The sequence below is a fragment of the Citrobacter sp. wls718 genome, assembly GCF_005280945.1.
GTDB lineage: Bacteria > Pseudomonadota > Gammaproteobacteria > Enterobacterales > Enterobacteriaceae > Citrobacter > Citrobacter gillenii.
This window is the reverse complement of sequence record NZ_SZWV01000051.1, coordinates 36312-44737: the sequence shown is the minus strand read 5'-3', so window position 1 is coordinate 44737 and position 8426 is coordinate 36312. Positions and strand designations below refer to the sequence as shown.

Annotated in this window: 9 protein-coding genes and 1 pseudogene; all 10 read right to left on the bottom strand. The window is 51.8% G+C overall.

The annotated features are described in order from the left end of the window. On the bottom strand, positions 1–222 hold a 222-nt coding region (locus FDW95_RS23680), incomplete at its 3' end, for a winged-helix domain-containing protein (protein ID WP_249359002.1). Between the two features lie 38 nt (positions 223–260). After that, positions 261–686 carry a nitric oxide-sensing transcriptional repressor NsrR gene (nsrR, locus tag FDW95_RS09365; protein WP_096758582.1) on the bottom strand — a complete coding sequence of 142 codons (426 nt, stop codon included), beginning with the start codon at positions 684–686 and terminating at the stop codon, positions 261–263. Positions 687–902: 216 nt separating this feature from the next. Further along, on the bottom strand, positions 903–2201 hold the full coding sequence (gene purA, locus FDW95_RS09360) for an adenylosuccinate synthase (protein ID WP_096758583.1): 1299 nt from the start codon (positions 2199–2201) through the stop codon (positions 903–905). Positions 2202–2303: 102 nt separating this feature from the next. Next, a complete protein-coding gene (locus FDW95_RS09355) occupies positions 2304–2501 on the bottom strand; it encodes a DUF2065 family protein (protein ID WP_096758584.1) in 198 nt (65 codons plus the stop codon). A gap of 82 nt (positions 2502–2583) precedes the next feature. Further along, positions 2584–3588: a protease modulator HflC gene (hflC, locus tag FDW95_RS09350; RefSeq protein ID WP_115259618.1), complete on the bottom strand. Its 1005-nt coding sequence runs from the start codon at positions 3586–3588 to the stop codon at positions 2584–2586. A 2-nt stretch (positions 3589–3590) separates the two neighbouring features. Beyond that, on the bottom strand, positions 3591–4847 hold the full coding sequence (hflK, locus tag FDW95_RS09345) for an FtsH protease activity modulator HflK (protein WP_115259619.1): 1257 nt from the start codon (positions 4845–4847) through the stop codon (positions 3591–3593). Positions 4848–5036: 189 nt separating this feature from the next. Further along, entirely contained in the window at positions 5037–6317 is a 1281-nt protein-coding gene (gene hflX / locus FDW95_RS09340; RefSeq protein ID WP_096758587.1) for a ribosome rescue GTPase HflX, read from the bottom strand. A gap of 74 nt (positions 6318–6391) precedes the next feature. Next, positions 6392–6703: an RNA chaperone Hfq gene (hfq, locus tag FDW95_RS09335; protein ID WP_096758588.1), complete on the bottom strand. Its 312-nt coding sequence runs from the start codon at positions 6701–6703 to the stop codon at positions 6392–6394. A gap of 84 nt (positions 6704–6787) precedes the next feature. Further along, positions 6788–7738, bottom strand: a complete 951-nt coding sequence (miaA, locus tag FDW95_RS09330; RefSeq protein WP_096758589.1) for a tRNA (adenosine(37)-N6)-dimethylallyltransferase MiaA — start codon at positions 7736–7738, stop codon at positions 6788–6790. Then, a pseudogene (locus tag FDW95_RS23675) lies at positions 7731–8426 on the bottom strand (DNA mismatch repair protein MutL); the annotation flags it as partial. The pseudogene FDW95_RS23675 and the gene miaA, both read right to left, overlap by 8 nt.

Sequence of the window (8426 nt, the reverse complement as noted above, 5' to 3'; positions counted from 1 at the left end):
CTGCCGGCGGGTGAAGACCAGTTGCCCATCACGCTCCATCGCGCGCAGGCGGCGACGAAGCGCTTCGAGCTGCTCTTCGCCTTCAATGTTGAGTTCAACGGCCAGCTCATCGCGGTTGGCCGGTTTTTCACGTTTAGTTAAATGTTCGAGGATAAATTCCCGGCTCGGGATGGGATTCGCGTATTTTTCTGCTTCGCGTTCCTGGAAAGGATCATGTGACATCGAGGTTCCTCCATTGTCAGCTCTGATGAAGATTTTCGTCACTCCACCAGCAATAATTTATATAGCGGTTGATTCTTTTCAACCAAATCAGCAAGTGTGTAGTTGTCCAGTTCCGTGAGAAAACTTTGCACTGCCTTAGAAAGCGCCTGTTTGAGTCTACAGGCAGGGGTAATGTGGCAAAACTCGCTGCTGCAGTTGACCAACGTCAACGGCTCCAACTCGCGGACCACATCACCAATACCAATATCCTTTGCCGCTTTGCCCAAGCGGATACCGCCATTTTTTCCACGGATAGCAGTAACGAAGCCAGCCCGGCTAAGTTGATTAATTATTTTGACCATATGATTACGGGACACGCCGTAGACTTCTGTCACCTCAGAAATACTGGTCATACGTCCTTCGGGTAGCGACGCCATGTAGATTAGCGCACGTAATCCGTAATCGGTGAAACTCGTTAACTGCACATCAACCTCTGGAAAAAGGATAAAACGGATAAGCCTGGTAGTATTAATTATATTGATGATAAACCAGCCACCAGCCAGGTCGCTAATTTATTTCAATTCGGGAAGGAAAAAAGCGAGGAACCTACATGATTTTAAGCCAGATACTGATACAAAGCCTTGCATCCGGCTTGCTTTAAAGCAAGCGCAGCGCCATCTGACGCTACGCTACAACCTACATTATGCGTCGAACGGGTCGCGCAGAATCATGGTTTCAGTACGGTCTGGGCCAGTTGAAATGATATCAATCGGCACACCAGTCAGCTCTTCAATACGCTTGACGTAGTTCAGCGCTGCCTGCGGCAGACCGCTACGCTCTTTCACACCGAAGGTGGACTCAGACCAGCCAGGCATGGTTTCGTAGATCGGCTCGATGCCTTTCCAGTCGTCAGCTGCCAGCGGGGTAGTCGTGACTTCACGGCCATCCGGCATACGGTAAGCGACACAGATTTTCACTTCTTTCAAACCGTCCAGGACGTCCAGTTTGGTCAGGCAGAAGCCAGACAGGGAGTTAATCTGTACTGCACGACGCACAGCAACGGAGTCCAGCCAGCCGGTACGACGACGACGACCGGTGGTTGCGCCATATTCGTTACCCTGCTTGCACAGGAACTCGCCGACATCATCAAACAGTTCGGTCGGGAACGGACCCGCACCTACACGAGTAGAGTAGGCTTTGATGATACCCAGAACGTAGTCCACATAACGCGGGCCCAGGCCGGAGCCGGTCGCCACGCCACCTGCGGTGGTGTTGGAGGATGTTACGTACGGATAGGTACCGTGGTCGATATCCAGCAGCGTACCTTGCGCACCTTCAAACATGACGAAATCGCCACGCTTACGCGCCTGGTCCAGCAGATCGGAGACATCAACAACCATAGAGGTCAGGATGTCGGCAATCGCCATCACATCATCCAGCACTTTCTGGTAGTCAACGGCTTCAACTTTATAGAAATTCACCAGCTGGAAGTTGTGATATTCCATCACTTCTTTCAGTTTTTCAGCGAAGGTTGCTTTATCAAACAGATCGCCAACGCGCAGACCGCGACGTGCTACCTTGTCTTCATAAGCTGGCCCGATGCCACGACCGGTGGTGCCGATCGCTTTCGCGCCACGTGCTTTCTCACGCGCATTATCTAACGCAACATGATAATCAAGGATCAGCGGACACGCTTCAGACAGCAGCAGGCGCTCACGGACAGGAATCCCGCGGTCTTCCAATCCTTTCATCTCTTTCATCAGCGCGGACGGAGACAGCACAACACCGTTACCGATGATGCTGATGACGTTTTCGCGAAGAATACCTGATGGAATAAGATGGAGGACGGTTTTTTCACCGTTGATTACGAGAGTATGGCCTGCGTTGTGACCACCCTGGTAGCGCACAACATATTTAGCCCGTTCAGTCAGGAGATCGACGATCTTCCCTTTACCTTCGTCACCCCATTGGGTGCCCAGTACGACGACGTTGTTACCCATTTTTCAAAATCACCGTTTGCTTAAAAATGGATTCTACCACCGCTTTTTCAGATATACAGCACTTTTTGCATGCGGAAATCCGTAAATTAGTCTACTTATTGGTCAGCCAATCGTTTTCTTCAACATGTAGTAGACCACCACGCCTGCAACCACAAGACCTCCACCAAAACGCCGCAAAATATTTTCAGGAAGTTGCGCCATTGCCCCGATCATTTTCTTCCAGGCACTGGGATAAAGCATCGGACCCAGTCCTTCCAGCACCAAAACCAGCGCGAGTGCCAACAAAATTGTTGAGTTCATCCGTTGTCCTTATCTAAAAAGAAAACCACCGCATCCTTGGGGATGCTGGTGGTTTTGCTGGTTTAAAACCGCGGGTGCGAGTTTAGCGTGTTGCGTTGCTCGGCGTCTTCATGTAGCGGAAGAAATCGCTGTCCGGGCTCATGATCATCACGTCCTGATTGCCTTCGAAGCTCTTCTCATAAGCACGCAGGCTACGGATGAAGGCGTAGAAGTCAGGATCCTGACTGAATGCATCAGCAAACAGTTTAGCGGCTTCTGCATCGCCTTCACCGCGCATAATACGGCCCTGACGCTCAGATTCTGCCAACGTTTTGGTGACTTCATAGTCCGCTGTTGCACGCAGTTTTTCCGCTTCTTCCTGACCCTGTGAACGATGGCGACGTGCTACGGCTTCACGCTCAGCACGCATACGGTTGTAGATCGCCTCAGACACTTCAGCAGGCAGGTTGATTTGCTTAATACGCACGTCAACCACTTCGATCCCCAACGCCGCCATACTGTTCGGGTTGATGACCGGTACTTTACCGTTGGTTTCAGCCTGAACACGCTCAGCCGCTTCGGCAATCGCGCTATCCGCTGCCGGCGTTGCGACTTCGTCTTCCGTACCTGCAGAACCCGAGTTCAGCGCGTCACGGACTTCCAGCGTTAAGCGACCACGAGAGTCGGTAACGATGTCTTTTACGTCCAGACGACCAATTTCAGAACGCAGACGGTCAGAGAACTTACGTTTCAGCAGAACTTCTGCCTGAGAAACATCGCCACCGCCCGTTGCCAGGTAGTAACGGCTGAAGTCACTGATACGCCACTTGATGTAGGAATCAACGATCAGGTCTTTCTTCTCTTTGGTGACAAAGCGATCGGCCTGGTTGTCCATGGTCTGAATACGCGCATCAAGCATCTTCACGGATTCAATAAATGGAATCTTGAAGTGCAGACCCGGTGCAACAACCAATGGTTTGTTGTCATCGTCACGTAAAACTTTGCCAAAGCGCAGAGTAATACCACGCTCGCCTTCTTTGACCACAAAGAGAGACATGAACAGCACTACCAGAACGATGATGATAATCGCAATAACTGACTTACGCATCGTTATTCCCCCTGACGCTGGTAGTCGTTACGCTGCGCGTTAACGCGGCGTTGGTCCATAATATCGCCCTGACTGGTGGACGAAGTGTTGCTTGCTCCCGTGCTGGAAGAGGATGCTGGCGGCAGAGTCAGCAGGTTTGAGCTGCTCTGACTCTTGGCTGCCGGAGCGTTGCCGCCTTTTAGCATTTGATCCAACGGCAGAACCATCAGATTGCCACCCTTGTCGTTAACCAACACCTTACGGGTATGGCTCAGCACTTTTTCCATGGTCTCGATATACAGACGCTCGCGAGTAATTTGCGGTGCGGCTTTATATTCCGGCAGAATTTTGGCAAAACGCGCCACTTCACCCTGAGCTTCCAGGATGGTTCGTGTTTTGTATGCACGCGCTTCTTCAAGAATACGCTGCGCCTGACCATTAGCACGCGGCTGTACTTCGTTGGTGTACGCTTCTGCTTCACGAATGTACTGCTGCTCGTTTTCACGCGCCGCAATGGCATCGTCAAATGCCGCTTTCACCTCTTCCGGCGGACGAGCAGCCTGGAAGTTGACGTCCAGCAGGGTAATACCCATGTTGTATGGACGAATGGTCTCTTCCAGTTCACGCTGGGTATCGCTACGAATAACGGTACGCCCTTCGGTCAGGATACGGTCCATGGTGTATTTACCGATAACCCCACGCAGTGCACTGTCGGTTGCCTGACGCAGACTGTCATCAGCACTGGTCACGCTAAACAGATATTTCTGCGGGTCGGTCACGCGGTACTGCACGTTCATCTCAACGCGCACGACGTTTTCGTCAGAAGTCAGCATCACACCGGAGGCTGCCAGTTCACGCACGGCTTCAACGTTTACCGGCGTAACGGTATCCACAAATGTCGGTTTCCAGTTCAGACCCGGCTCAACCAAATGGCTGAATTTACCGAAGCGTGTCACTACGCCGCGTTCCGCTTCTTTAATGGTGTAGAAACCGCTGGCTGCCCAGATAATGACAATAGCGGCTGCAGCAATAGTAAAGACTCGACCGCCCAGTTGCGGACGCGGGCCTTGCGATGAACTACCGCCACCACCAGAGCCTGTACCTTTACCGCCACCCAGACCACCGAGTTTTTTACTCAGCTTGCGGAAGATATCATCAAGATCGGGAGGCCCCTGCTCGCGACCACCTTTGTTTCCATTTCCCTCAGGGTTGCCGCCAGGTTTGCTGCTTCCCCAGGGGTCGCGGTCTTGTCCGTTATTACCGGGCTGATTCCACGCCATGTTTGTGCTCCATATTTGTTATGCGATGCTATACCTGCGTCTTTTGCGTTGCAGATGCGTTGGCTACGCCCTTCACTCCCAGTCACATAGTTGACTATGCGTTTGGGGATGCCGGGACTTGCCGCCTTCCTACCGTACAAAATCCACGAGGTATAGAGGCGAAAAAATCTTCAGGCCATATCCGACAGGTCAGACAACATAGTCTTCCAGTGCCGGTTCTTGTTTACAGAGGCGACGCCAGTCAACGATCGGCATACGTACTTGCAGACCTACGCTGCCGTCCTCCTCCATCCACTCTCTTTCTATTGCCTGAAGTTGGTAAAACCGGCTTCTCAGACGCCCTTCCTGCGGCGGCAAACGCAGCGTATGCTGCGCAACCTCACCAGAAAGACGCTCTGTTAAAGCCTGAAAAAGCTGTGGTATGCCAATACCGGTTTGCGCTGAAACCCAAACGCGGATTGGTTTATTTTCTTCATCTCTGTCGATACGCGGTTCAAAATCGTCCAGCATATCGATTTTATTCATTACCAGCAGAGTCGGGATCTCATGCGCATCGATCTCTTCGAGTACCGTATCGACGGCCTCAATGTTTTCCTGCACACGAAAATCTGCCGCATCAATAACGTGCAGCAGCAATGTCGCCTGACGAGTTTCCTGTAAAGTGGCTTTAAATGCCGCTACCAGGTCATGCGGTAAATGACGGATAAACCCTACGGTATCCGCCAGCACGGTTTCGCCGACGTCCGCCACATCGATACGACGTAGCGTCGGATCCAGGGTCGCAAACAGTTGATCTGCGGCATAAACCCGGGCTTCGGTTATCTGGTTGAACAGGGTGGATTTTCCGGCGTTGGTATATCCCACCAGTGATACGGTTGGGACATCCGCTTTCTTGCGCGACTGCCGCCCCTGCTCACGTTGCTTTTCAACTTTTTGCAGGCGCGACTGGATCTGCAAAATACGATTACGCAGCAAACGACGGTCGGTTTCGAGCTGGGTTTCACCCGGACCGCGCAAACCAATCCCGCCCTTTTGCCTTTCAAGGTGGGTCCAGCCACGGACCAGACGCGTAGCCATATGGCGCAACTGCGCCAGCTCAACCTGCAACTTACCTTCATGGGTACGCGCACGTTGGGCAAAAATATCTAAAATGAGACCGGTCCTGTCGATAACAAGACACTGGCATAACTGTTCCAGGTTACGTTCCTGGGCAGGGCTCAAAGCATGATCAAAAATCACCACCGCAGCGCCAGTCGCTTTTACGGCTTCCGCAATTTCGATTGCCTTACCTTCACCAACAAAAAACTTCGGGTGCGGTGCTTTACGGCTCCCGGTAATCACCTGCATTGCTTCGACACCGGCGGAAGAAACCAGAGATTCAAACTCCTGGAGGTCTTCCATATCTTTGTCTTGCGAAAAATAGATGTGTACCAGTACCGCCTGCTCACCGGCATCATAACGGTCAAACAAGCGTCAACCCCTTAATATATATCAACGGGGAACGCAGGATCTCTGGCTCCCCGTGTGTAAAACAGCCCAAAACCTTATTCGGTTTCTTCGCTGTCCTGTTGCGCAGAAGAACCCTGCGCGCTGCTACCATGATGGTAGTTACTGCTACCTGTGCCGCCGGTGGCATTATTGCTGTGATGAGATACCGGGCGAGACGGGACAACAGTAGAAATCGCGTGCTTGTAAACCATCTGGCTGACCGTGTTTTTCAACAGGATCACGAACTGATCAAAAGACTCGATTTGACCTTGCAGTTTAATACCATTCACCAAATAAATAGAAACTGGAACACGTTCCCGACGCAATGCGTTCAGGAACGGATCTTGTAAAGATTGCCCCTTAGCCATTCTCTCTTTTCCTTATATGCTTATTTGTACTTTGAACCTTTCGATTCTGAAAAATTGCGCACGATACGTTTCAATTGTACACATTCAATTCGCGATAGCACCAACAACCTGTAATACTTCGTTTCGCGCCTGGTCAGGCTTTTCACTGTCAAGCCAGTGCACCCCTTCCCAACCACGTAACCAGGTTACCTGCCGCTTCGCCAATTGCCTCGTGGCGCAAACACCTCTATAAACCATTTCATCGTATGAAATTTCGCCTTCAATGTACGACCACATCTGGCGATACCCAACACAACGAATGGAAGGCAAATCCGTATGCAAATCTCCTCGGGCAAAAAGCGCCCGGACTTCTGCTTCAAAACCTGAAGCTAACATCTGATGAAAACGCTGCTCAATTCGCTGATGGAGCAGTTCACGGCTCGCCGGGGCGATTGCAAACTGATGCACCTGATACGGCAAAGCATCTCCTGACGTTTGCGTCAGCTCCGTTAAAGTTTTACCCGAAATGAAAAAAACTTCCAGTGCCCGGGAAAGTCTTTGCGGATCATTTGGATGAATCCGCGCCGCAGCAACCGGATCGATCTCCTGAAGCTGTCGGTGTAACGCATCCCATCCACGCTCTGCCGCCTGCTGCTCAATGCTGGCTCTGACCTCCGGGTCCGCCGACGGTAACGGCGACAACCCTTCCAGCAAGGCTTTGAAATATAACATTGTGCCACCCACTAACAGCGGAATTCGTCCCGCTGCGGTGATATCGGCCATCTCCGCTAGCGCATCGCGACGAAAATCCGCCGCAGAATACGCCTGTGCTGGGTCGCGAATATCCAGCAATCGATGCGGCGCAGCCTTTAACTCTTCAGCATCCGGCTTAGCTGTACCGATATCCATCCCCTTGTAGATAAGGGCGGAATCAACGCTTATCAACTCTACTGGCAAAACTTTACGCAATTCAATTGCTAATGCCGTTTTACCGGAGGCCGTCGGCCCCATCAAAAATAGTGCCTTTGGCAGGCTCGCCTTACTGATATCACTCATGTTTCAGGGCGTTCATTACCGAATGTAAGTCAACAGGTTGTAACAGACCACCCGGCGGCGCCTTCACTAACTGTGGGCATAGCCGCTCAACATCCGTTAACAGCGTAATGGCCTGAGCCATGCTCCACTGCGGATGTTCACTCATGACGTTTCGCGCAATCCACTGTGCAATATCGCCAGGTTCGGATACGGACTGCAGCGCCAGGTAGCCTATCAGTTCAGGAATCAAGATTTGTAAATTTTGTTGGCGTAAGGGTAAAGGCACCGCTCGGATGGTCACATGCTGCGCATCCAGTTGAAATTCAATGCCCAACTCAGCCAACTGACTCTGTGCATTTTCCAGTGCCATCTTCTCATCATCGGTCACTTTCAAACGCAAAGGGATCAGTAACGGCTGGGCGCAAACGGGTCCTTGCGCTGGCGTTAACTGCGCCTGACGCAGCCAGCGCTCGGCCACCGGCAACGCCAGCAGGCGAATATGACCGTCACATTCCAGTAATGCACAGTCAGCCCCCACGATCGTCAATACACGACCAAAACTTTGGCTATTTCCGGTAAGCGGTGCCGAGGGTGTTTCAGGCATCGTGGTTTTATGCGTTGGCGCAGGTGTCTGCAGCAGTTGCTGATAAACTTCCCCCTGCTGCTTTTGATACCCAGGCTGAGCATGTGGCCAACTGGCACTCGCCTG